The sequence below is a fragment of the Lysobacter concretionis Ko07 = DSM 16239 genome (assembly GCF_000768345.1).
In the GTDB taxonomy this organism is placed as follows: domain Bacteria; phylum Pseudomonadota; class Gammaproteobacteria; order Xanthomonadales; family Xanthomonadaceae; genus Novilysobacter; species Novilysobacter concretionis.
Map to the genome: position 1 here is coordinate 104,768 of NZ_AVPS01000001.1, position 23,168 is coordinate 127,935.

Here is a 23,168-nt window from a genome sequence, read left to right on the forward strand (position 1 = left end):
GCCGGATGGAGCGCCAGGCACGAACCGGGGGAGCCGCCGAAGTGCGTGCGACCGCGATGGAACTGCGGCCGCATTGCCGTTAGCGATAACACAGAATCTGACCGGGACGTGAACATATGCGTGACGTATTTAGTCACAATCGTTCGCGACAAGAGCTTGAAAGCCCGCCGTTTCGAGCTTTCATGACAAATAACGTCACTTTGGAATTGTGCGCTGCATCACGATGTGGCGCAGAGCGTCAGGTAGCCGGAAGCGCCCGGATTGCGGCCGTCCGGCCGCCGCACGCACCCGCTTCCGGGCCGCTTCGGCGACGCCATCGCGCTGGATCCCGGCGGGGCGTAATTCGTCGACAAACGGGCCGGTCTGAGGCTTAGCGTGGTGCCCCGAGGCGGAGGACTTTGGCCAGACAGGCAGTGGCAGACCTCAGCAAAGAAGCCCGGATTCCCATCGCCCGGGCGGGAAGACATCTCTTCCAGACCGCTCTTGCCCAACCCCCGCCACCGGATTTTCCTGACGCTGCAAGGGCGGGAAATCCGCGTTGCCTCTCCGTACCGACGCGCTATAGTCGGGAACCGCACCGGGGCGAGCACGATGGCCGACAGTGGCGACATCACCCAACTTCTCGACGAGGCGCGCAACGGCGACCGGGGCGCGCTCGACAACGTGCTGGCCACGCTCTACCAGGAGTTGCACACCCTGGCCCGACGCCAGCTCGCCGGCCAGCGCGGGCAGACCCTGGACGCCACCGCGCTGGTGCACGAGGCCTACCTGAAACTGTCGGGCAAGCGCGAGGCGAAGTTCGACGACCGCGCGCATTTTTTCGCCTATGCCGCCTCGGCGATGCGCTCGGTGGTGGTCGACTACGCCCGCCAGCGGCTGGCCCAGAAGCGCGGGGGCGACCTGCACCGGGTCACCGACCTGCCCGAGGACCTGGAAGGCGGGCTGCGGCTGGACGACGACATGCTCGCACTCGACATCGCCCTGACCAAGCTGGCCGCGGTCGACGCACGGCTGGCCCATGTCGTGGAGCTGCGCTACTTCGGCGGCCTGTCCGAACTGGAAATTTCCGCACTGCTGGAACGTTCCGAACGCAGCATCCGGCGCGACTGGCAGAAGGCGCGGATGTTCCTGCTGGCCTCGCTGCGCGACGAATCGGAAACCTGACCGGCCGGTCCTGCGGATCGTCGCCGGTCGGGCGCCAACGGAGCTTCCCCATGACAGCGATTCGCCCCCCGACGGCCTTCTGAACATGGACCCGGCACGCTGGCAGCAACTGTCACCATTGCTGGACGAGCTGTTCGAGCGGGATGCCGCCGCACGGGCGGCCCGCCTGCAGGCGTTGCGGGCCGATGATGCGGCGCTGGCGGACGAGCTTGAAGCGCTGATCGCCCTCGACGAGGCGCAGGAGGACTTCCTCGCCGAGCCCGTCGTCGCACACCACCACGGCGTCCTGCCGGGCAGCCAGGTCGGTCCGTACCGGCTGGAGCACCTGCTCGGCGAAGGCGGTATGGGCCAGGTCTGGCTGGCCAGCCGCGCCGACGGCCTGTACCAGCGTCGGGTCGGGCTGAAGCTGCTGCGGCCAGGTCTGGCCGACACCAACCTGCGCCTGCGCTTCACCCGCGAGCGGCAGATCCTGGCGCGCCTCGCCCACCCGCACATCGCCCGCCTGCTGGATGCCGGCATCAGCGCCGACGGCCTGCCCTACCTCGCGCTGGAATACGTCGACGGCGCGCCGATCACCGACTACTGCCGCGACCGCAACACGTCGCTGACGGACCGGCTGCGGATGTTCGAGCAGATCTGCGCGGCGGTCAGCCACGCCCACGCCAACCTGATCGTCCATCGCGACCTCAAGCCGTCCAACATCCTGGTGACCCCGGCCGGCGACGTGCGCCTGCTCGATTTCGGCATCGCCAAGCTGCTCGACAGCGACATCGCGCCCGAGCGCACCCGCACCGGAACCCGCGCTTTCACCCTGCATTACGCCGCGCCCGAACAGATCCGCGGCGAACCGGTGACCACGATGACCGACGTCTATTCGCTCGGCGTGGTGCTGTACGAGTTGCTGGCCGACGCCAAGCCCTATCGGCTCAAACGCGACAGCGACGCGGCGTGGGAGGAGGCGATTCTGCACCACGATCCGGCCCGGCCATCCCAGGCGATGCTGCAGCAGACCGGCACCACCACCCGCAGCCACCACGAGACCGCGATCCGGCGCCGGCGCGCGCGGACGCTGGCCGGCGACCTGGACAACATCGTGCTGAAGACGCTGTCCAAGCGTCCCGAACACCGCTATCCCTCGGTGGAAGCACTGACCCAGGACCTGTTGCGTTACGCCAGCGGGCGGCCGGTGCGGGCACGCCCGCAAAGCTGGGGTTACCGGCTGCGCAAGTTCCTCAGCCGGCACCGCTGGCCGCTGGCGACCGGCACCCTCACCGCGCTGGTGCTGACCGCCGCGTTGACGATCGTCGCGTGGCAGGCACGCGAGGCCGTGAACGAGGCGGCGCGCGCGCAGGCCATGCAGGCGTTCATGGTCGGCGTGTTCGAGGGTGCCGGCGGTACCCGCGACGGCGAGCCGATGAACCTGCGTGACCTGCTGTCGATATCGGTGGAACGCGGCCAGCGCGAGCTCGTCCGCCAACCCCGCGCGCTGGCCGAGGTTCTCGGCGTCGTGGCCCGGTTGCGCACGGGGCTGGGCGACTACCCCGAGGCCCGCACCCTGCTCGACCAGCAGGCGCGATTGATCCAGCTCAGCGGCGACGCACCCGCCAGCCTGCAGCTGGAATCGCTGACCCAGCGCGGCCGCGTCGCACGCCTGCTTGGCGACGCCGCCGGCTGCATCGCGCTGATGCAGCCGGCACTGGAGCGCGCCCGCCATGAACAGGCTCAACTGCCGCCGCAGGTCACCGAGTTCTACTCCCAGCTCGGCCGCTGCCGACGCGCCCAGGGCGAGCGCCAGGGGGCCCGCCAGCTGTTCGAACGGTCCCTGGCACTCCGTCGCGAGGGGGGTGGCAGCGCAGTGGGCGTGGTCGAGAACCTGATGGACCTCGCCGGCCTGCATGCGGATGCCAACGACACGCCCACCGCGCTTCGGGAGTTCTCCGCCGCGCGCGACCGGCTGCAACGCGAAGCCGGCGACCGCCATCCGTTGCTGATCGACATCCACCGCAATCTTGGCCACTTGCATCGCGCCCAAGGCCGACTCGACCGGGCCACGCAGGAGCTCGGCATCGCGTTGGCCGTCACCCGCGAAGTCCACGGCCCGCAGCACCCGACCACCCTGGCGGTACAGCGCCAACTCACCACGCTGCAGGCCGAGCAGGGGCTTTACGCCGAGGCGGCGACCGACCTGCGCGAAAGCCAGCGCCTCCTCAGCCAGCGGCTCGGCCCGGACCACGCCGAACTGGCCGACACCTATCGCGCGCTGGGGCAGGTCGAGTGGGAACTCGGCGACACCCCTGCCGCACTGGCCGCGCTGCAGCATGTCGTCCGTATCCGCCGCGATCGCGCGCAGCCGACGGCCGTCGCCGATGCGCTGCTGGATCTGGCCGCCGTCCTGCATGCCAGTGGGCAGGATGCCCGCGCGCGCCCGTTGCTGCTGGAGGTACGCGCACTGGCGCAAGGCGGCGCTGCCTACGCGCGCGCCGGTGAAGCGGACCGCCTGCTGGGCGAGGTCGAGATTGCCCTGGGCCGGAACGAAGACGGTGCGCTGCACCTGCAGCACGCCTTGGAACAGCTGCGTCGCGAACGCGGCGCCGACGATCCGCAAACCCGCCAGGCCGAGCTCGCACTGGCGTACCACCGCGCCAACCACCTCGCCGGCCAGCCGCTGGCGGTGGACGGCTTGTCGCAACTGGACGTGCTGGGACGGTTGCCGGACAGCCGCATCGAATTGCGCGAGACCACCTGGCGCGCGCGCGCCTATGCGGCGCAGTTACGCTGCCACGGCCCAGGCCGACCCGAAGCGGTGCAGCAACTGCAACTGCTCGACGACACCCTGCGGCAGGCGCGTCCCGAAGGCGGTGCGGTACGCCGCGAGGTGGATGTCATCCGTGCCGGTTGCGATGTGCCGGGCCTCCCCGGCCGACCGCTGGCGCGCCGGTGAGCCGCCCGGGAGCCTTGGCCGGCAGCCCCGCCCGGGCGTTCTCCGGCCCGGTAGTCCCCTCGATCAGGCCTTGGCGGCAGGCCCCAGCGGCAGCAGGGGTTGTTGCGGCTCGATCCGGCCCTCGCCGCGGGTGACCTTCTTGTACTCGGCGCGCGATACCGACAGATAGCGCTCGTTGCCGCCGATCTCGACCTGCGGTCCGTCGCGCACCGCCCGGCCCTGCCCATCGACCCGTACCGTCATGGTCGCCTTGCTGCCGCTGTGGCAGATCGTCTTGATCTCGCTGATCTCGTCGGCCCAGGCCAGCAGGTACTGGCTGCCCTCGAACAGCTCGCCACGGAAATCCGTGCGCAGGCCGTAGCACAGCACCGGAATGTGGAACGCATCGACCACCTCGGTCAGCTGCCACACCTGCGCCTTGTGCAGGAACTGCGCCTCGTCCACCAGCACGCAATGCAGCGCGCCGTGGGCGGCGATATCGGCCGCCACCAGCGCCTGCAGGTCCTGCCGCGGATCGAACGCGATCGCCGGCGCGCTCAGGCCGATGCGCGATGCCACCGTACCGCTGCCGGCGCGGTCGTCCAGCCGCGGCGCCAGGATCGCCACCCGCATCCCGCGCTCGCGGTAGTTGTGCGCGGACTGCAGCAGTGTGGTGGTCTTGCCGGCGTTCATCGCCGAATAATAGAAATAGAGCTTCGCCATGCGGGCAGTTTAGGTGCTGCCCCCTGCCGACGACACTGCCGGCAGGGGACCGGGGGAGTAGATCCGCGGAGCCTGGGCAACCCGATCTTTTGTTGCGGGCAACTGCCATGGACCTTGCGGGCCTCGGCGGTAAACCCAGGCTTCCCTACTGTGGGGAATCCACCGCCGGGTCAGGCTTGTCGGCTTCCGGAGCCGTTGGCGCAACCGCTGCAGCCCCACCCCGCACGGTCTCCGTTTCGCCCACCTCGACCCGTCCCACCCGCGGGTCCATCCAGACCCGGTCGTGCCACTGGGCATACTGCTTCGGGTCCCAGTAGCGCGGGTCGTAGAACGTCGAGCCGTCGATCGTCAGCGGCACGCCGCCCGGTCCGGGCACGGTGATCTTGAGCGAACCGACGGAGCCCAGCCGGCTGCCGGTGGTCTGGCTGAGCGCACGGCGCAGCACGGCGGCGATGCGCGGCTTGGCGGCGGCGTCGCCATAACGTGCATAGATCGCCCGGCCTTCGTCCAGCGCGCGTTCGCGGTCGCCCTCCTCCAGCGCCTGCCAGTACTGCTCGCGGAACCGCAGGAACCCGCGGTAGCCGCGCTCGGCCGCCAGATCCATCCATGCGTAGGCCAGCGCCGGATCCCGGGTGACGCCCTCACCCTTCCACAGCATCTCGGCGACCATCGCCTGGGACGCCTTGTCGGCGTAGTACGCGGCGCGCCGATAGTATTTCAGCGCCTCCTCGTAGTGCCCCGCCTCGTATGCCTCCAGCCCCCGCATCCGGTTCTGCAGGTCGGGGTGCGCGGCCAGGAAACCGGCCGACAGCATCAACGGGTCCGCCGTCGGATCCTGCAGCGGGCGCGTATCCGCAGCCACCGCGACCGAAAGGCAGGACGCCAGTGCCGCACCCAGCAAGACCGACTTCAACATGCGCCGCATTCCCCAAAACCGTCGATGGATCGTGGCGTCGAGAATACCCGCTGGACACGGAAGCGGCGGGTAGACTGCCCGGCCCGTTCGTCTTGCGGCAATGGTCCTCCCATGCACGGCCTCAACCCTCCCCAACGCGCTGCCGTCGAGCACACCGACGGCCCCCTGCTGGTGCTTGCCGGTGCCGGCAGCGGCAAGACCCGGGTGATCGTCGAGAAGATCGCGCACCTGATCGCCTCCGGCCGCATGCCGGCCAGGCGCATCGCGGCGATCACCTTCACCAACAAGTCCGCCAAGGAGATGCGCGAGCGCGTTGCCAAGCGCATCCGCGGCGACGGGGCGGAAGGGCTGACCATCTCGACCTTCCATGCGCTGGGCCTGCGTTTCCTGCAGATCGAGCACGCCAAGCTCGGCCTGCGCCGCGGCTTCTCGATCTTCGACAGCGACGACAGCGCGGCGCAGATCAAGGACCTGCTCGGCACCGGCACCAAGCCCGATGCGCTAGACGCGATGCGCAACCTGATCTCGCGGGCGAAGAACGCCGGACTGTCGCCCGAGCAGGCGATGGCCGAGGCGCGCACCGCGCGCGAGATCGAGGCGGCAACCGTGTACGCGCTGTACCAGGCGCGGCTCGGCACCTTCAACGCGGTCGATTTCGACGATCTGATCCGGCTGCCGGTGCAGTTGCTGGAATCCGACGAGGACTGCGCGCTGGGCTGGCGCGAGCGCATCGGCTACCTGCTGGTGGACGAGTGCCAGGACACCAACGACGCCCAGTACCGGCTGCTCAAGGCCATCGCCGGTCCGCGCGGACTGTTCACCTGCGTGGGCGATGACGACCAGTCGATCTACGCCTGGCGCGGCGCGAACCCCGACAACCTGCTGTCGCTGGGCACCGACTACCCGGACCTGCGCGTGATCAAGCTGGAGCAGAACTACCGCTGCTCCAACCGGGTGCTGCGCACCGCCAACGCGCTGATCGCCAACAACCCGCATACCCATCTCAAGACCCTGTGGAGCGAGCAGGCCGACGGCGAGCGCATCCGCATCTGGGAATGCCGCGACAGCGCGCACGAGGCGGAAAAGGTCGCCGCGGAAATCCAGTTCATCGCCACCGCCCGACAGGCGCCGTGGAGCGATTTCTGCATCCTGTTCCGCGGCAACTTCCAGTCCCGCGCGCTGGAAAAGGCACTGCAACTGGTGCGCGTGCCGTATCACCTGACCGGCGGCACCGCGTTCCTGGAACGCGGTGAGGTCAAGGACGCGCTGTCGTGGCTGCGCCTGATCGCCAACCCCGACGACGATGCGGCTTTCCTGCGTGCGGTGACCTCGCCCAAGCGTGAGGTCGGCGCAACCACCTTGTCCAGACTGGGCGAACTGGCCCAGCGTGCCGGCATGCCGATGTCGCGCGCCGCCGAATCGGTCGGCGCACTGAAGCAGCTGCCGCCGCGTGCCGGCAACGCGCTCGACAACTTCGTCGGCATCGTGCGCGGCCTGCGCAACGATGCCCGCCGCCTGACCCCGGCCGAGCTGGTGCGCACGCTGGCCGACAAGTCCGGCCTGCTGGCCTCGATCCGCGCCCAATGCAAGGACGAAGCCGGCTTCCAGCGCCGCAAGGCCAATCTGGAAGAACTGGCCGACTGGTTCGACGGTGGCAAGGGCGCCGGCCCGGGCGAGCTCGCCGCGCAGCTGGCCCTGCTCTCGCACGCCGACAAGGGCGAGGCCGGCAACCAGGTCCGGCTGATGAGCCTGCACGGCGCGAAGGGCCTGGAATTCCGCTACGTCTTCATCGTCGGCGTCGAGGACGGCACCCTGCCGCACGAAGCCAGCATCGACGAAGGCAGCATCGAGGAAGAGCGCCGGCTGCTGTACGTCGGCATCACCCGCGCCAAGGAACAGCTGTGGCTGTCGTACTCGAAGAAAGCGCAGAAGTGGGGCGACACGATCCGGCTCAAACCCAGCCGTTTCCTCGATGAACTGCCCGCCGCCGAGATCCAGCGCGACGGCGCCGACCCGGTTGCCGACGCGGCCCGGAAGCAGGAGCGTGCGGCGGCGGGATTGGCCGCCATCCGGGCGCTGCTGGATGAGTGATATCGGCTGCCGGAACACCGCCGGGGCTGACTGGTCCGTGCTCGATCAACGCTGGCAGCCCGGGCACCAGACGCTGGTGCGCTGGCCGATCGAGGCCTGTTTCAAGGGCCGGCCGCAGCGGGGGCAGGGCTCGCCGCCACGGCCGTAGACCGACAGTTCCTGCACGAAGTAGCCGGCGTTGCCGTCGGGGCTGATGAAGTCGCGCAAGGTGGTGCCGCCTTGCAGGATCGCGGCGGCCAGCACCTGCCTGATCTGCGTGGCGAGCCGCCGGTAACGCTCGCGGCCGATATTGCCGGCCGCACGCAGCGGCGAGATGCCGGCGGCGAACAGGGCCTCGGCGACATAGATGTTGCCCACCCCGACCACCACCGACTGGTCCATCAGGAAGTTCTTGACCGGCGCGCGGCGGCCGCGGCTGAGCGCAAACAGGTAATCGCCATCGAAGTCGTCCGACAGCGGTTCCGGCCCGAGCGAGGCCAGCAGCGGGTGCACCGTTCCCGGCGGCTGCCACAGCAGGCAGCCGAAGCGGCGCGGGTCGTGCATGCGCAACACGCGGCCATCGTCGATCGCGATATCGACGTGGTCGTGCGGCCGCACCGGCGAGTCGGCCGGCAGTACCCGCAGGCTGCCCGACATGCCCAGGTGCAGCAGCGCGCTGCCGGCGGCGGTATCGAGCAGCAGGTACTTGGCCCGGCGGCGCACCGCGTCGATCCGCTGGCCCGGCAGCACGGTGCTGATCTCGCCGGCGATCGGCCAGCGCAGGCTGTCCCGGCGCAGGGTCGCCGACACCACCCGGCGGCCGGTCAGGTGGGGGGCGAGGCCGGCCCGGGTGGTCTCGATTTCGGGCAGTTCGGGCATCGCGGCAGTCTACCGGGGCGCTGGTTTACGCAACGCTCTGCCGGGGTTCCTGCGGTTCAGCCACGCTTGTTCACATCGCTGAGCGAAGGCATCACGGCCGTGCACCCGGCCAGGCATGAGGTGGAGACGCGTGGCATTATCGGTGGTGCGATCGGGTCGTTCGGCCCGCCCTGTTTTGTGGACTCCGTGTACGCAGTCCGCACTCCCCGGAGTCAAGTAATGCCCGTTTCCCTGTTCGACTTTCTCGCCGGCGGCCTGCTGCAGGCCGGCTTTGGCGCGTTGGTCGTCTACCTGCTGGTGACCACCCAGCTGACCATTTTCGCCGTCACCCTGTACCTGCACCGCTCGATGACCCATCGCGGTGTCGACTTCCATCCGGTGATCAACCACTTCTTCCGTTTCTGGACCTGGCTGACCACCTCGATGATCACCCGCGAGTGGGTGGCCATCCACCGCAAGCACCACGCGATGTGTGAGACCGAGGACGACCCGCACAGCCCGGTCACCCGTGGCATCGGCAAGGTGTTCTGGCAGGGCGTGGAGCTGTACCGCGAGGCCCGCAGCGACCGCGCCTCGATCGAGAAATACGGCAAGGGCTGCCCGGACGACTGGATCGAGCGGCACCTGTACACCCCGCACGCGACCCTCGGGCCGGTGCTGCTGCTGTTCATCAGCTTCGGCCTGTTCGGTTTCGCCGGCGTGGCGGTCTGGGCGATCCAGATGCTGTGGATCCCGTTCTGGGCCGCCGGCGTGGTCAACGGCCTGGGCCACTGGTGGGGCTACCGCAACTTCGAGACCACCGACAAGGCGACCAACCTGACGCCGTGGGCGTTCTGGATCGGCGGCGAGGAGTTGCACAACAACCACCACGCCTTCCCCAGCTCGGCCAAGTTCGCCCTGCGCCGGTTCGAGTTCGACATCGGCTGGAGCGTGATCCGGGTGCTGCAGGCGATGCGTCTGGCGAAGGTGCTGCGCGTGGCGCCGACCCTGGACGTGCGGCCGAACATCGCCATGCCGGACCGCGAGACCCTGAAGGCATTGCTGGCGATCCGCTTCCAGGCGATGACCGACTACTACCGCAAGGTCACCCTGCCCACGTTGCGTGCCAGCGACGACAAGTTGCCGCGCAAGTTGCGCAAGGGCCTGGCCGACGGCGGCCGCTGGCTGGACGACGCCAAGCGCGCGCGACTGCAGGCCTGGCTGGCCGAGCGTCCGCACATGGCGACTCTGGCCGAGTACCGCCAGCGCCTGCAGCAGGTGCTGGACGACCGTTCGCACGACGCCCAGGCCACGCTGCAGAAGCTGCACGACTGGTGCGTGGAGGCCGAGGCCACCGGCAACCAGGCGCTGCAGCAGTTCTCCGCGCGCATGAAGGGCTACACCCTGGTGCCCGCGCGGGCCTGAGTGTCCGCAGGACCTGATCCGGACAGAGGGGCGGCGACGCCCCTTTTGTCTGCCCGCCTGTCGCAGGAGTCATCGCCGATGCGTGCCATGCCGTTGCTGTTGTTGCTCGTGCTGCCGATGTTTGTCGCCGTGTCCGCGCCGGCAGCGGCACAGTCGCGGGTGGAGACGACCCGCGACTACCTGCAGCGCATGGACAGCGATGGCGATGGCCGCGTCTCGCTGGACGAATACCTGGCATGGATGGGCTACGCATTCGATCAGATGGATGCCGACGGCGACGGCGTGCTGAGCCCGGCCGAGCAGCCCGGCGGCAAGGGCAAGCCGATCGGCCGCAGCCAGCATCGGGCCCGCCTGACCGACCGTTTCCACCGTCAGGACACCGACGGCGACGGTTTCCTGGGAGCCGCCGAGCTGGCCGCGCCGCCGCAATAGCCGGCAGTCCCCGCAGCGCTGTTGCGCTCCCTTCTGCACGCTTCGCGGTTGCCGCGGCTGCGGGAGCGCCGCGCCCAACCCTGGGTCCACGCAGGCTTTACCCGCGTGCCGTGCGTCTACTACCAAAGTCGTCTGTCCGCCCCGGTGGGCACCTCCTACATTCGGATGACAACCGCTCCCGGCCGGCCGAATGGCGCTCCTTCGCCAGCCCGATACCGGCAGCGGACACCCATCGTGGAGGACGTGCAATGCAGGCGAACGACGTGGTCGAACGGGTGCTCGCGCACCCCAAATACCAGGAACTGACGAGGCGCCGCGGTCGCGCCAGCGTCGGCTACTTCGTGCTGATGCTGGTGGTGTATGCCGGCTTCATCCTGACCCTGGCCTATTGGCCGGAGGTGTTCGCCCAACCCATCGGCGCAGGCTTCACCATGAGCGTGGGCGTGCTGGCCGCCGTTCTGGTGGCCGTCAGCGCGGTGGTGATGATCGCCGCGTTCGTGCACCTGTCCAACAAGCACTTCGATCCGCTGATCGCGGCCATCGTGAGGGACGTGAAATGAGGGCCGGCATTGTGGCTCCCGCCGCCCTGCTCGCGGCCCTGCTGCCGCTGCCGGCGCTCGCCCAGGCGCCGGGGCAGGCCAACGCGTCGGCCATCGTCATGTTCCTGGTGTTCATCGTCGGCACCATGTTCATCACCTGGTGGGCGGCCAAGCGCACCAAGACCACGTCCGACTTCTACACCGCCGGCGGCGGCATCACCGGCTTCCAGAACGGACTGGCGATCGCCGGCGACTATCTCTCGGCGGCGTCGTTCCTGGGCATCGCCGGCATGGTCTACGTCAGCGGTTTCGACGGCATGATCTACGCGATCGGCTTCCTGTTCGGCTGGCCGGTGGTGATGTTCCTGATCGCCGAGCGGCTGCGGAACCTGGGGCGCTACAACTTCGCCGACGTGACCTCGTACCGCCTGTCGGAGACGCCGCTGCGTCTGCTGGCGGCCAGTGCGTCGCTGCTGGTGATCGCGCTGTACCTGATCGCGCAGATGGTCGGTGCGGGCAAGTTGATCGTGCTGCTGTTCGGCATCCGCTACGAGCTGGCGGTGGTCATCGTCGGGGTGTTGATGATCATGTACGTGGCTTTCGGCGGCATGACCGCGACCACCTGGGTGCAGATCATCAAGGCGGTGCTGATGCTGATCGGCGCGACGCTGATGGCGTTCCTGGTGCTGAAGGCGTTCCAGTTCAATCCCGATGCGATGCTCGCCGAAGCCGTGCGCGTGCACCCGACCGGGCTGTCGATCATGGCGCCGGGCTCGCAGGTCAGCGGCAACCCGCTCAACGCGCTGTCACTGGGCCTGGCGCTGGCGTTCGGTACCGCCGGCCTGCCGCACATCCTGATGCGTTTCTTCACCGTTCCCAATGCCAAGGAAGCGCGCAAGTCGGTGATCTGGGCCAGCTCGTTCATCGGCTACTTCTACCTGCTGACCTTCATCATCGGCTTCGGCGGCATCGCGCTGCTATGGCAGCACCCGGAGTTCTTCCAGGCCGGTCCCGACGGCAGCATCGACCTCATCCACGGCCTGGTCGGCGGCACCAACATGGTCGCGGTGCACCTGGCCAATGCGGTCGGCGGCAGCCTGTTGCTGGGCTTCCTGGCGGCGGTGACCTTCGCCACCATCGTGGCGGTGGTGGCCGGCCTGACGCTGGCGGGTGCGGCGGCGATCTCGCACGACCTGTACGCCAACGTGTTCGCACGCGGCCGGGCCACGGAGAAGCAGCAGATGAAGATCTCGCGCATCTCCACCGTCACCCTGGGCGTGATCGCGATCCTGCTGGGCATCGTGTTCGAGAACCAGAACGTGGCGTTCATGGTCGGGCTGGCGTTCGCGATCGCGGCCAGCGCCAACTTCCCGGTGCTGGTGCTGTCGATCGCCTGGCGCGGCTGCACCACCCGCGGCGCGACCATCGGCGGCTTCATCGGTCTGGCGGTGGCCACGGCATGGGTGACGCTGAGCAAGACGGTGTGGGTGGACGTGTTCGGCTTCGCCGCGCCGATCGTGCCGTTCCCGAACCCGGGCATCCTGTCGATCCCGTTGGCGTTCATCGCGATCTGGCTGTTTTCGGTGACCGACCGCAGTGCACGCGCCGACCGGGAGCGGGCGGCGTTCGATGCACTGCGGGTGCGCAGCGAGACCGGCATCGGTGCGACGTCGGCGAGCGATCACTGATGCGGCTGGAGCAGTGATCGACGGGCACCGGGCGGGCCGATGGCTCGCCCGGTGCCCGGGTGATGACGCCGCCGTAATACGTGTTGGCCGACAAGGAAGGTCGATGGCGGCGACAGATTGCGTTATCGGAAACAGCAACAGGAGTGATGAAGCCATGTACCAACAGATACTAATTGCGACCGACGGTTCCGAGCTGGCCGGCAAGGGGCTGGAACAGGGCCTCCGGCTGGCGGCGGCGCTGGACGCGGAAGTGACCATCCTCACCGCATCCGAACGCTGGACGCCGGTGGACGCCGGCCTGGTGTGGGGCGGTTCGGCCGGCATGCTGGAGGAGTACCGGACGCATGTGCGCAAGGCCGCCGACGAGGTGCTGGCGGCGGCAGGTGCGCGCGCCACCGAACTCGGCGTCCGCCACCAGACGCTCTACGTGCCCGACCGCTATCCGGCCGAAACGATTCTGGAAACGGCCACCGCGCGCGGGGTGGACCTGATCGTGATGGCCAGCCACGGGCGACGCGGACTGGATCGGCTGCTGGTCGGCAGCCAGACCAACGCGGTGATCACCCACAGCACGATCCCGGTACTGGTGGTGCGCTGAGGGTCGAGGTTGGCCTGAGGTACGAGAGGTGACTACTTCTTCGTCTCATCTCAAGGCGATCTGAGGGGCCCCGCCGCGGCCGGGAGGTCTTCTCCGCTCATGTCCCCGGCTTCCGCCAGCAGGCGGAAGCCTCCTCCTTTACTTCGCTGCGAAGACCTCCCGGCCGCGGCGGCGCTCGGCTTGCGGGGTGCATGTAGCGCAGTCATGCGCGAAATATCGGGCTCTGCTCCCCCGGACCCCGGGTATTCCCGCATGACGGGTGTCCATGCCCTTGAAGGCGGAATCAAGGGTTACTGCTTCTTCGCTTCAGCTCAATGCGACCTGAGGGGCTCCGCCGTGGCCGGGAGGTCTTCTTCGCTCATGTCCCCCGGCTTCCGCCAGCAGGTGGAAGCCTCCTCCTCTACTTCGCTGCGAAGACCTCCCGGCCACGGCGGCGCTCGGCTTGCGGGGTGCATGTAGCGGAGTCATGCGCGGAATGTCGGCTCTGCTCCCCCGGTCACCGGGTATTCCCGCATGAGGGGTGTCCATGCCCTTGAAGGCGGAATCAAGGGTTACTGCTTCTTCGCTTCAGCTCAATGCGACCTGAGGGGCTCCGCCGCGGCCGGGAGATCTTCTCCGCTCATGTCCCCCGGCTTCCGCCAGCAGGCGGAAGCCTCCTCCTTTACTTCGCTGCGAAGACCTCCCGGCCACGGCGGCGCTCGGCTTGCGGGGTGCATGTAGCGGAGTCATGCGCGGAATGTCGGCACCGCGGCACGGCGCCCTATCAGCACCGCGCGGAAGAAGAACAAAAAAGCCGGACCCACCTGCGCGGGCCCGGCCGATCACGTGATGCAGATTGTTCAGAACGTGTAACGCGCCATCGTGTGCAGGCGGATCAGCTCGCCGTCGGTGCCCGATTCGAGCGTGCGCTCGCCCCAGATGGCTTCGATGCCCAGGTCGAGCTTGGGTACCGGCGACCAGATCAGGTTGGCGTGCGCGGAGTGCACCCGGCGGGTGACGCCGAAGCCGGTCAGGTCGGTGTCGTTGTCCCACTGCGAGCGGGCGTAGAAGACGTTGCCCCGCAGCGCCGGGCTGAACATGTGGCGCAGGCCCGCGTAAGCCGCCCAGCCGCCGAGCGCGTTGAGGTTGCCGCTGGCGTCGGCCATGGCGTCCTGCTGCACCGTCGCCAGGCCGATGTAGCGCCCGAAGCCCTCGCCGCCGGTGGCCTGGTAGCGCAGGTCGGTGCGCTCGCCCAGCTTGACCAGGCCGCTGACGGTGGCGGCGAAACCGGTCGTGCTGTCGGGACTGCCCGCGACCGGCTCGTATTTGAGCTGGCGCGCCATGCCGGCAACGCTGAAGTGGCCCCGGTCACCCTTGTGCGTATAGCGGGCGATGAGGTCGGGCACGCTGTTGTCGCCGGTGATCACGCGCGCGCCGCCGCCGGCCGGTTGCACCGTGGTTTCCGGGTTCTCCAGCGACACCGCAAACGGACCGTGGGTGTAGCGGATCTGCGGCTGGCGCACGAACACCAGCGCGTCGGTCGGGCCGACAAAATCCACCGAGTCGATCAGCGCCGCGGTGTCCATGAAGTTCGACCAGGTCTGGCCGATCAGCAGCCGGTTCCAGGTCAGGTAGGCGTGGCGGACCGTGGTGCCGTAGGTGTTGGTCGCGGCGGTGTTGCCGAGTGCGCCGCCGAAGAAGTCCATCTCGAAGCGGGCACCGAGCTTGTCGCCTGAATCCAGCTCGGTGCTGGCGTCGAACCACAGCCGCGAGAACTTGGCGTGGCTGTCGAGGTAGGTGTCGACGCCTTCGCCGCCGACCGGGATCGAGCCGGGAACGTAGAAGTCGCGGCCGGCAGTGCTCTTGGCGATGTCGCCGTCGGTGGTGTGGGTGGCCATCGCGTCCACGCGGACCATGCCGCCCACGGTGAAGCGGGTGCCGGGGTTGGCCTGCGGGGTGATCGTGGCCGGCGCGGCGGCCGGCGGGGCAGCGGCTGGCGGCGGTGCCGGCGTGCTTGCGATGCCGGTGCCGGGCTGCCGTGCCAGCAGTTGCTCGACCACGCGCTCCAGCTCGGCCACGCGCGCCTCCAGCGCCTGTTCGCGATCGGTCTGCGCCAGCGCCAGGCCGGGCGCGAGTCCCGGTGCGATCAGGGCCAGCAGCATCGCGGTGGCCAGCGGCCGGCGACGCCGTTGCAGCAATGCGCCGGTCGTGCCGGCACGGTTGGATCTGGGCATGTTTCCCTCCACGGCTTCCGTCGGGTGTACGGTTGCCGGCAGGTTGCCGGCGACCATTTCCCCGAGCGTATTCGCAATCGGCCGTCATCCCGCTTCGCTTAGACCAAGGTCTAAACCCGTCCCTGCGGGTGGATGCGGCACACTCGGTGGGGAACCAACAGCTCAGGAGGCACCCCCATGAACACGCCCCGGGATATCTACCCCGTACCGGCCGATTTCGCCGCAACGGCCCGCGTCAACCGCGAGGACTACCATCGCCTGTACGAGGAGTCGCTGCGCGATCCGGACGGGTTCTGGGCGCGCACCGCCGAGCGCCTGGAGTGGATGAAGAAGCCGACGAAGATCAAGAACACCAGCTTCGATCTGGCCGACTTCCGCATCCGCTGGTACGAGGACGGCGAGCTCAACGTCAGCGTCAACTGCCTGGACCGGCACCTGGCCACCCGCGGCGACAAGACCGCGCTGATCTTCGAGCCCGACAGCCCCGACGCGCCGGCGCAGCGCATCAGCTATCGCGAGCTGCACCAGCGCGTGTGCAAGCTCGCCAACGCGCTGCGCGCGCTCGGCGTGGGCAAGGGCGACCGGGTCACCATCTACCTGCCGATGATTCCCGAAGCGGCGATCGCGATGCTGGCCTGCGCGCGCATCGGCGCGGTGCACATGGTGGTGTTCGGCGGCTTCGCGGCCAACTCGATCGCCGACCGCGTTGCCGACAGCGGCAGCAAGCTCATCATCACCGCCGACGAGGGCCTGCGCGGCGGCCGCAAGGTGGCGCTGAAGGTCAACGTCGATGCGGCCCTCAAACTGCCCGGCACCAACAGCGTCGAGACCGTGCTGGTGGTGCGCCATACCCACGCCGCGGTGGACATGCAGATGCCGCGTGACCGCTGGTACGACGCCGTGGTCGACGAGCAGCCGGTCGAGTGCGAGCCCGAGCGCATGAACGCCGAGGACCCGCTGTTCATCCTCTACACCTCCGGCAGCACCGGCAAACCCAAGGGCGTGCTGCACACCACCGGCGGCTACCTGGTGTATGCCAGCTACACCCACGAGACCGTGTTCGACCTGCGCGAGGACGACGTCTACTGGTGCACCGCCGACGTCGGCTGGGTCACCGGCCACAGCTACATCGTCTACGGGCCGCTCGCCAACGGCGCCACCTCGCTGGTGTTCGAGGGCGTGCCGAACTACCCGGACCCCTCGCGTTTCTGGCAGGTCATCGACAAGCACCAGGTCACCACGTTCTACACCGCGCCGACCGCGATCCGCGCGCTGATGCGCGAGGGCGAGGAGCCGGTCAAGGCGACCTCGCGCAAATCGCTGCGGCTGCTGGGCAGCGTCGGCGAGCCGATCAATCCCGAGGCCTGGCGCTGGTACCACGACATCGTCGGCGACGGTCGCTGCCCGATCGTGGACACCTGGTGGCAGACCGAGAACGGCGGCATCCTGATCTCGCCGCTGCCGGGCGCGACCGACCTCAAGCCCGGCTGCGCGACCACCCCGTTCTTCGGCATCAAGCCGGCGATTGTCGATGCCAACGGCAACTTCATCGACGGCGAGGGCGAGGGCAACCTGGTGATCACCGATTCCTGGCCGGGCCAGTCGCGCAGCGTCTACGGCGACCACCCGCGCTTCATCGACACCTATTTCAGGACCTACCCCGGCACCTATTTCACCGGCGACGGCTGCCGCCGCGACGCCGATGGCGACTACTGGATCACCGGCCGCGTCGACGACGTCATCAACGTCAGCGGCCACCGCATCGGCACCGCCGAAGTGGAGAGCGCGCTGGTCTCGCACGACAAGGTCGCCGAGGCCGCCGTGGTAGGTTTCCCGCACGACATCAAGGGCCAGGGCATCTACGTCTACGTGACCCTGATCGCCGGCGAGGTGGCCAGCGACGAGCTGCGTATCGAACTGATCCGCCACGTGCGCGCCGAGATCGGCCCAATCGCCGCGATCGACTTCCTGCAATGGGCGCCGGGGCTGCCGAAGACCCGCTCGGGCAAGATCATGCGCCGCATCCTGCGCAAGATCGCCGAGAACGCGCCCGACCAGCTCGGCGACACCAGCACCCTGGCCGACCCGTCGGTGGTGGCCTCGCTGGTCCGCGAACGCCACATCCCCTGACCGCACGACGTGACTCCGGCACGCCCTCCCCCGCGCCACTACCCTTTCCCCCACTGCGGGGAAGGGGGAGTTCATTGATGCCCACGCTGCTGATCGCCGACGACCACCCGCTGTTCCGCGAAGCCCTGCGCGGCGTGGTCATGCGGCTGATGCCCGGCGCGCGCCTGTGCGAGGCCGACAGCGTCGACGCCCTGTACGCGCTGGTGGAAGCGGAGTCCGACGCCGACCTGCTGCTGCTCGACCTCAACATGCCCGGCGCGCAGGGCTTCAGCGCGCTGGTGCACCTGCGCGCACTGCATCCGCAGCTGCCGGTCGTGGTGGTGTCCGCGCGCGAGGAACCGGCGGTGATGCGGCGCGCGCTGGACCACGGCGCGGTCGGCTTCATTCCCAAGTCGGCCGACGCGGCGACCCTCGGCCAGGCCATCGCCACCGTGCTCGACGGCGACCGCTGGGCCCCGCCGGCCGCCTTCCATGCCCCTGCCGCGAACCCCGACGAACAGGACGCCGCGCGCCGCCTGCGCGACCTCACCCCGCAGCAGTTCCGCGTCCTGCAGATGCTGGGCTCGGGCCTGTTGAACAAGCAGGTCGGCTACGAGCTCGGCGTCTCGGAGGCCACCGTCAAGGCCCACGTCACCGCGATCCTGCGCAAGCTCGGCGCCAACAACCGCACCCAGGCCGTGCTCATCGCCGGCCGACTCGCGCTGGACCCGGGCAATGTCGTGCTGCCGCCGGAGGAGGGGGAGTAGCTCCCCGCTTCATTGTCGGGGGGGGCGCGACCTGCAGGCCTTCGCGGCGAATGTCCCCCGGCCCCCGCCTGCGGCGGACGCCTCCTCCTTTACTTCGCCGCGAAGGCCTGCAGGTCACGCCGGTGCGTTCGGATCGCAGAGGTACGCGGACAGCCCAGCAGCCGGGCCTGCTGGAACGACGGGTGCGAATGCCCTTGGGTGTGAAATAAAGGAGGAGGCACCGGCTTCATCGGTGCCGGGGGACATTCGCACACAAGGGCATTCGCTCCCGGCACCGCGGCCACCCCGCAGATGTCGCGCTTTCCCCTTGGATGGGAGAAGAACCTCATTTCCGCGCCGGGCCCTCGGGCCAGTAGTAATCATCGCCATACGGCCGACGGCCGAAGATCGCGGTGCCGATTCGGACCTCGGTCGCGCCTTCCTCGATGGCGATCTCGAAATCCCCACTCATGCCCATCGACAGGCGCTGCATGTCGATGCCTTCGATGGCGTCGGCGCGCAGGCGGTCGCGCCATTCGCGCAGGGTGCGGAAACACGCGCGGACCGCGGCGGGTTCCGGCATGTTGATCGCCAGCGTCATCAGGCCGCGCACCCGCAGCATGGGCATCTCGCGGGCGATGCGTCGGGCGAACGCCGTCAACTCATCGGGCGCGATGCCGTACTTGCTCGGCTCGGTCGAGGTCTTGACCTGCAGCAGCACGTCCATCGTTCGGCCTTCGAGTTGCAACCGGCGATCCAGCGCGACGGCCAATTCGACCCGGTCCAGCGACTGCACTTCGGCGGCGATGCGGGCGATGTCCCTGGCCTTGTTGGTCTGCAGGTGGCCGATCATCACCCAGTCGATGCCGCAGTCGGCCAGCGGCCCGGCCTTGCTGCGCATTTCCTGCACCTTGTTCTCGCCCAGACGGTGCAGGCCCAGCGCGGCCGCCTCGCGGATGGCGGCCTCGCCGAAGGTCTTGCTGACCGGCAGCAGGGCGATCCCGGCGGGATCGCGGCCCGCCCGTTGCGCCGCCGTCGCCATGCGGCCGCGGATGTGCGCCAGCCGTGCGGCCATCGAGTCGCCGGCGGCATCCTGCGCCCGGGATCCGGCAGGGTCAGCGATGGGTGTGGTCATGCGGGTATCCGTTTGCAGGGCGTGGCCACAGGGTAGGCGATCCGGCTTGAGCGCGAACTGTCGGGTCCCTCGGGCAGCGGGAACGCCCCATGGTGGCGTCATCACGGGCGTCCGCCTGCCGCGCATTTTCGATTGGCGGCGCGCGGCTGGGCGGCGAGGAAGGCGCGCAGCGACGCGGGCTTGACCGGCTTGGTCAGCACCAGGCAACGGTGGTCCCGGGCAGCGTGCTTGAGGGCGTCGCTGCCGTCGCCGGTCAGCAGGGCGGCCGGCAGATGCGGGCCGAGCCGCTCGCGCAGCAGGTCGACGATGCCCAGGCCGTCGAGGCGGTCGTGCAGGTGGTAGTCGACCAGGGCGACGTCGGGGGTTTCGTCCGGCGGCAGGGCGTCGAGCAGGGCGATGGTTTCATCCGCGGTCGCCGCCGTCAGGGCGACGGCCCGCCAGCGGGTGAGCAGGGCGCGCATGCCGTCGAGGATCTCGCGGTCGTTGTCGATGCACAGCACGCGCAGGCCGGCGAGGGAGTCGGTGATATCCGGTTTGCGCGCGGCGGGAATGCCGGCGGCGGGCGTGGGAACAAGGCTGAGCGGCACGGTGATCGAGAACACGCTGCCGGCACCGACGCGGGCGCGCACGCGCAGTCGATGGTCCAGCGTGCGCGCGATGCGCTGGCAGATCGACAGGCCCAGGCCGAGGCCGCGCTCGCCGCGGCCGGGGTGATCGAAGCGGCGGAACTCGTCGAAGATCTCCGCCAGGTGGTGCGGCGAGATACCCGGGCCGGTGTCCCAGACCTGCAGTTCCACCGCGCCCTCGCGCAGGCGCGCGGCAATCAGCACACCGCCGTTGCGGGTGTAGCGCAGTGCGTTGGCGAGGAAGTTCTGCAACGCGCGACGCAGCAGGCGGCGGTCGCTGCGCACCATCAACGCGGTCGCCGGCGCACGCACGCGCAGTTGCAGGCCGCGGCTGGCGGCAATCGGCGCATGTTGCGCGCCCAGTTCGCGCAGCAGTTCGTTGACGTCGAAATCGGTGACCTCCGGACGCAGCGCGCCGGCATCCAGACGCGAGATGTCGAGCAGCCCGTCGAGCAGGTCCTCGGCCGCACGCAGCGAGGCGTCCACGCGTTCGACCAGCCGGCCCTGCTCGTCGGCTTCCTCGCTTTCGCGCAGGGCGGACGTGAACAGCCGCGCGGCGTTCAGCGGTTGCAGCAGGTCGTGGCTGACCGCGGCCAGGAAGCGGGTCTTGGACTGCTGGGCGTCCTGGGCCTCGCGGGTGCGCTGCTCGACGCGGTGCTCCAGGGTTTCGTTGGATTCGCGCAGGGCCTGCTCGACGCGCTTGTACTCGGTGATGTCGCTGTAGCTGGTGACATAGCCGCCGCCGTCGACCGGCCGGCCGCGCAGCTCGATCACCTGGCCGTTGGCGCGTACCCGCTCGGACACGTGTGGTGTGCCGGCGCCGAGGTGATCCATCCGCCGTTGCACCTGCTCGTCGGCGTCGCCCGGACCCATCTCGCCGCGCTCGGCATTCCAGCGCAGCAGGTCGGCGACCGGGCGACCCACGTAGAGCATGCCGTCGGGGTAGTCGAACATCTCCTGGTAGCGGCGGTTCCAGGCCACCAGGCGCATGTCGGCATCCACCACGCTGACGCCCTGGCTGATGTTCTCCAGCGTCGTCGCCAGCACCTGGCGGTTGAAGCGCAGCTCCTGGTTGGCCTCGTCCAGCAACGCGACCACCTCGCCCAGCTCCATGCCCGAGCCGCGCAGGGCGCTGGTCAGGGTCAGGCGGGCCGAAGCCGCGCCGATCGCGGCGGCCAGCAGGCGTTCGGTGAACTGGGCCAGCGCGCGGTCGGCGGGTTCTTCAGGCTTCCATGACGCGCCTTGCTGGTGGGCGTAGTCCTCGAACGAGCGGCGGGCATGGCGTTCACCGACGATGCGCTCGGCCAGTGCCAGCAGGTCGCCGCCACGCACATTGCCGGCCCAGCCGCCGGGGCCGAGCGGCGGCCGTTGCGAATACGGATCCAGGAACGGCGCGGCCCGCAACTGCTCGTGCAGGCGCGGACGCTGGCGTGCGGAGACGTAGACGAACGCGCCGACGTTGAACAGCAGCGACCAGAACACGCCGTGGGTCAGGGAATCCCAGCCGACCACCCCGAACAGCTGCTCGGATCGCAGCCAGGCGATGCCGAGCGGGCCGGTGTCCACCCAGTCCCAGGCGATCCAGCCGTCATGCACCAGGGTCGGCAGCAGCAGGGTGTAGACCCACAGCACGGCACCGGCACCGACGCCGGCCAGGGCCCCCGCGCGGCTGGCTCCGCGCCAGTACAGGCCCCCGATCAGCGCCGGTGCGAACTGCGCGACCGCGGCGAACGCCAGCAGGCCGTGCTCGGACAGGCTGTCGCCGCCCGACCCGCGCGCATACGCGTAGGCCATCAGGGCCAGCGCGAGGATGGTCGCCCGGCGCACCCACAGCACCTGTTGCTTGATGCCCGGCCCGGTCCGGCGCAGCGCGCCGGTACGCAACAGCGCCGGCACGATGAGGTCGTTGCTGACCATCGTCGCCAGCGCCACGCTGGTCACGATGACCATGCCGGTGGCGGCCGAGAAACCGCCGATGTAGACCATCAGCGCCAACGCGCCCTGGTCCAGCGCCAGCGGCAGGGCGAGCACGTAGGTGTCCGGCGAGATCCCGCTGCCGCCCAGCAGGGCCTGGCCGGCCAGCGTGATGGGCACCACCAGCACGCTGATGATCACCAGATAGCCGCCGAAGAACCAGCGCGCGGTGCGCACGTCGCCGACGTTCTGGCACTCGACCACGGCGACGTGGAACTGCCGCGGCAGGCACAGCAGCGCGGTGAACGCGAGCAGGGTCTGGGAGACGAAACCGGCCGGCACGCGGGGCCGGGTGATCTCCCCGGCGGCCTGCACGACACGCTCGCCGAGCCCGCCCACGCCGGGCAGGTGCATCAGCGCGAAGATGCCGATGGCGATGAAGGCGACCAGCTTGACCAGCGACTCCAGCGCGATCGCCAGCACCATGCCGTGGTGGTGCTCGGTGGCATCGATCTGGCGGGTGCCGAACAGGATCGAGAACACCGCCAGCAACAGCGCGGTGTACAGCGCCGGGTCGGCGAACAGGCTGGGGTTGGCCGGCACGCCGGCGAGGATCTGGATGCTGTTGGCGACCGCCTTGAACTGCAGCGCCACGTAGGGAATCGCGGCGGTCAGCGCCAGCAGCGAGACCAGTGCCGCCAGGCCCGGCGCGCGGCCATAGCGCGAGGACAGGAAGTCGGCGATCGAGGTGATCCGCTGCTCGTCGGAAATCAGCACCAGCCGTTCCAGGATCCGCCAGCCGAACAGCAACAGCAGCAGCGGGCCGAGGTAGATCGGCAGGAATCCCAGCCCGGTGCGCGCCGCCGAACCGACCGCGCCGTAGAACGTCCACGACGAGCAGTACACCGCCAGGGCGAGCGAATACACCGCCGGCCGCACCCACGGGTGGGTCGGCATGGCCTCCCTGCGGTCGCCGTAATACGCGACCAGGAACAGCATGCCGACATAGCCGACCGACACCAGCAGCAGGATCCAGCCTGGAATCACCCGTGCGCGCCTCCGTCGTCAGTCGAACGCCGAGTGTAGGACGGC

General features: G+C 69.3%; 16 protein-coding genes. 10 read left to right on the forward strand and 6 right to left on the reverse strand.

Going from position 1 to position 23,168, the window contains the following annotated elements; genetic code table 11:
* Positions 1 to 591 precede the first annotated feature (591 nt).
* A complete protein-coding gene (locus N792_RS00425) occupies positions 592 to 1,164 on the forward strand; it encodes an ECF-type sigma factor (RefSeq protein WP_036191415.1) in 573 nt (190 codons plus the stop codon).
* Positions 1,165 to 1,249: 85 nt separating this feature from the next.
* Entirely contained in the window at positions 1,250 to 4,105 is a 2,856-nt protein-coding gene (locus N792_RS00430; protein ID WP_036191418.1) for a serine/threonine-protein kinase, read from the forward strand.
* Positions 4,106 to 4,168: 63 nt separating this feature from the next.
* Here N792_RS00430 and N792_RS00435 read toward each other — a convergent pair whose 3' ends face one another.
* Both N792_RS00435 and N792_RS00440 read right to left on the reverse strand, forming a co-directional pair.
* Entirely contained in the window at positions 4,169 to 4,807 is a 639-nt protein-coding gene (locus N792_RS00435; RefSeq protein ID WP_036191421.1) for a thymidine kinase, read from the reverse strand.
* Between the two features lie 145 nt (positions 4,808 to 4,952).
* Positions 4,953 to 5,723, reverse strand: coding sequence for an SEL1-like repeat protein (locus N792_RS00440; RefSeq protein ID WP_156969245.1), 771 nt, complete (start codon positions 5,721 to 5,723; stop codon positions 4,953 to 4,955).
* 111 nt (positions 5,724 to 5,834) lie between these two features.
* Here N792_RS00440 and N792_RS00445 point away from each other — a divergent pair, with 111 nt between their 5' ends.
* Positions 5,835 to 7,814 (forward strand): UvrD-helicase domain-containing protein, encoded by a 1,980-nt coding sequence (locus N792_RS00445; RefSeq protein WP_036191424.1) that lies wholly within the window; start codon positions 5,835 to 5,837, stop codon positions 7,812 to 7,814.
* 45 nt (positions 7,815 to 7,859) lie between these two features.
* Here the strand turns inward: N792_RS00445 and mutM are convergent, their stop codons facing one another.
* Positions 7,860 to 8,672 carry a bifunctional DNA-formamidopyrimidine glycosylase/DNA-(apurinic or apyrimidinic site) lyase gene (mutM, locus tag N792_RS00450; protein WP_036191427.1) on the reverse strand — a complete coding sequence of 271 codons (813 nt, stop codon included), beginning with the start codon at positions 8,670 to 8,672 and terminating at the stop codon, positions 7,860 to 7,862.
* 219 nt (positions 8,673 to 8,891) lie between these two features.
* On the opposite strand from mutM, the gene N792_RS00455 reads away from it, so the two are divergent.
* The 5 genes from N792_RS00455 to N792_RS00475 all read left to right on the forward strand — a co-directional run bounded on the left by N792_RS00455 (position 8,892) and on the right by N792_RS00475 (position 13,333).
* Positions 8,892 to 10,076 carry a DesA family fatty acid desaturase gene (locus tag N792_RS00455; RefSeq protein WP_036191430.1) on the forward strand — a complete coding sequence of 395 codons (1,185 nt, stop codon included), beginning with the start codon at positions 8,892 to 8,894 and terminating at the stop codon, positions 10,074 to 10,076.
* A gap of 117 nt (positions 10,077 to 10,193) precedes the next feature.
* Positions 10,194 to 10,508: an EF-hand domain-containing protein gene (locus N792_RS00460; RefSeq protein ID WP_425478832.1), complete on the forward strand. Its 315-nt coding sequence runs from the start codon at positions 10,194 to 10,196 to the stop codon at positions 10,506 to 10,508.
* 248 nt (positions 10,509 to 10,756) lie between these two features.
* Entirely contained in the window at positions 10,757 to 11,068 is a 312-nt protein-coding gene (locus N792_RS00465; protein ID WP_036191436.1) for a DUF485 domain-containing protein, read from the forward strand.
* Positions 11,065 to 12,735: a cation acetate symporter gene (locus tag N792_RS00470; RefSeq protein WP_036191439.1), complete on the forward strand. Its 1,671-nt coding sequence runs from the start codon at positions 11,065 to 11,067 to the stop codon at positions 12,733 to 12,735. Before N792_RS00465 ends, N792_RS00470 begins: the two co-directional genes overlap by 4 nt.
* Before the next feature lie 154 nt (positions 12,736 to 12,889).
* Positions 12,890 to 13,333, forward strand: a complete 444-nt coding sequence (locus tag N792_RS00475) for a universal stress protein (protein WP_036191442.1) — start codon at positions 12,890 to 12,892, stop codon at positions 13,331 to 13,333.
* 839 nt (positions 13,334 to 14,172) lie between these two features.
* Here N792_RS00475 and N792_RS00480 read toward each other — a convergent pair.
* Positions 14,173 to 15,546, reverse strand: coding sequence for a DcaP family trimeric outer membrane transporter (locus tag N792_RS00480; protein ID WP_084105294.1), 1,374 nt, complete (start codon positions 15,544 to 15,546; stop codon positions 14,173 to 14,175).
* A gap of 177 nt (positions 15,547 to 15,723) precedes the next feature.
* Between N792_RS00480 and acs the strand changes: the two genes are divergently transcribed.
* Both acs and N792_RS00490 read left to right on the forward strand, forming a co-directional pair.
* Positions 15,724 to 17,676 carry an acetate--CoA ligase gene (gene acs / locus N792_RS00485; protein WP_036191453.1) on the forward strand — a complete coding sequence of 651 codons (1,953 nt, stop codon included), beginning with the start codon at positions 15,724 to 15,726 and terminating at the stop codon, positions 17,674 to 17,676.
* 77 nt (positions 17,677 to 17,753) lie between these two features.
* Entirely contained in the window at positions 17,754 to 18,422 is a 669-nt protein-coding gene (locus N792_RS00490; protein WP_036191456.1) for a response regulator transcription factor, read from the forward strand.
* A 325-nt stretch (positions 18,423 to 18,747) separates the two neighbouring features.
* On the opposite strand, the gene N792_RS00495 is transcribed toward N792_RS00490, so the two are convergent.
* Positions 18,748 to 19,536, reverse strand: a complete 789-nt coding sequence (locus N792_RS00495) for a YggS family pyridoxal phosphate-dependent enzyme (protein WP_084105233.1) — start codon at positions 19,534 to 19,536, stop codon at positions 18,748 to 18,750.
* A 101-nt stretch (positions 19,537 to 19,637) separates the two neighbouring features.
* On the reverse strand, positions 19,638 to 23,123 hold the full coding sequence (locus N792_RS00500; protein ID WP_036191462.1) for a hybrid sensor histidine kinase/response regulator: 3,486 nt from the start codon (positions 23,121 to 23,123) through the stop codon (positions 19,638 to 19,640).
* Positions 23,124 to 23,168: the final 45 nt, after the last annotated feature.

Bases quoted from the DNA above. Each gene is read 5' to 3' on its own strand.
- N792_RS00425 (WP_036191415.1), top strand. From the start codon at position 592: ATGGCCGACAGTGGCGACATCACCCAACTTCTCGACGAGGCGCGCAAC.
- N792_RS00430 (WP_036191418.1), top strand. From the start codon at position 1,250: ATGGACCCGGCACGCTGGCAGCAACTGTCACCATTGCTGGACGAGCTG.
- N792_RS00435 (WP_036191421.1), bottom strand. From the start codon at position 4,807: ATGGCGAAGCTCTATTTCTATTATTCGGCGATGAACGCCGGCAAGACC.
- N792_RS00440 (WP_156969245.1), bottom strand. From the start codon at position 5,723: ATGTTGAAGTCGGTCTTGCTGGGTGCGGCACTGGCGTCCTGCCTTTCG.
- N792_RS00445 (WP_036191424.1), top strand. From the start codon at position 5,835: ATGCACGGCCTCAACCCTCCCCAACGCGCTGCCGTCGAGCACACCGAC.
- mutM (WP_036191427.1), bottom strand. From the start codon at position 8,672: ATGCCCGAACTGCCCGAAATCGAGACCACCCGGGCCGGCCTCGCCCCC.
- N792_RS00455 (WP_036191430.1), top strand. From the start codon at position 8,892: ATGCCCGTTTCCCTGTTCGACTTTCTCGCCGGCGGCCTGCTGCAGGCC.
- N792_RS00460 (WP_425478832.1), top strand. From the start codon at position 10,194: ATGTTTGTCGCCGTGTCCGCGCCGGCAGCGGCACAGTCGCGGGTGGAG.
- N792_RS00465 (WP_036191436.1), top strand. From the start codon at position 10,757: ATGCAGGCGAACGACGTGGTCGAACGGGTGCTCGCGCACCCCAAATAC.
- N792_RS00470 (WP_036191439.1), top strand. From the start codon at position 11,065: ATGAGGGCCGGCATTGTGGCTCCCGCCGCCCTGCTCGCGGCCCTGCTG.
- N792_RS00475 (WP_036191442.1), top strand. From the start codon at position 12,890: ATGTACCAACAGATACTAATTGCGACCGACGGTTCCGAGCTGGCCGGC.
- N792_RS00480 (WP_084105294.1), bottom strand. From the start codon at position 15,546: ATGCCCAGATCCAACCGTGCCGGCACGACCGGCGCATTGCTGCAACGG.
- acs (WP_036191453.1), top strand. From the start codon at position 15,724: ATGAACACGCCCCGGGATATCTACCCCGTACCGGCCGATTTCGCCGCA.
- N792_RS00490 (WP_036191456.1), top strand. From the start codon at position 17,754: ATGCCCACGCTGCTGATCGCCGACGACCACCCGCTGTTCCGCGAAGCC.
- N792_RS00495 (WP_084105233.1), bottom strand. From the start codon at position 19,536: ATGACCACACCCATCGCTGACCCTGCCGGATCCCGGGCGCAGGATGCC.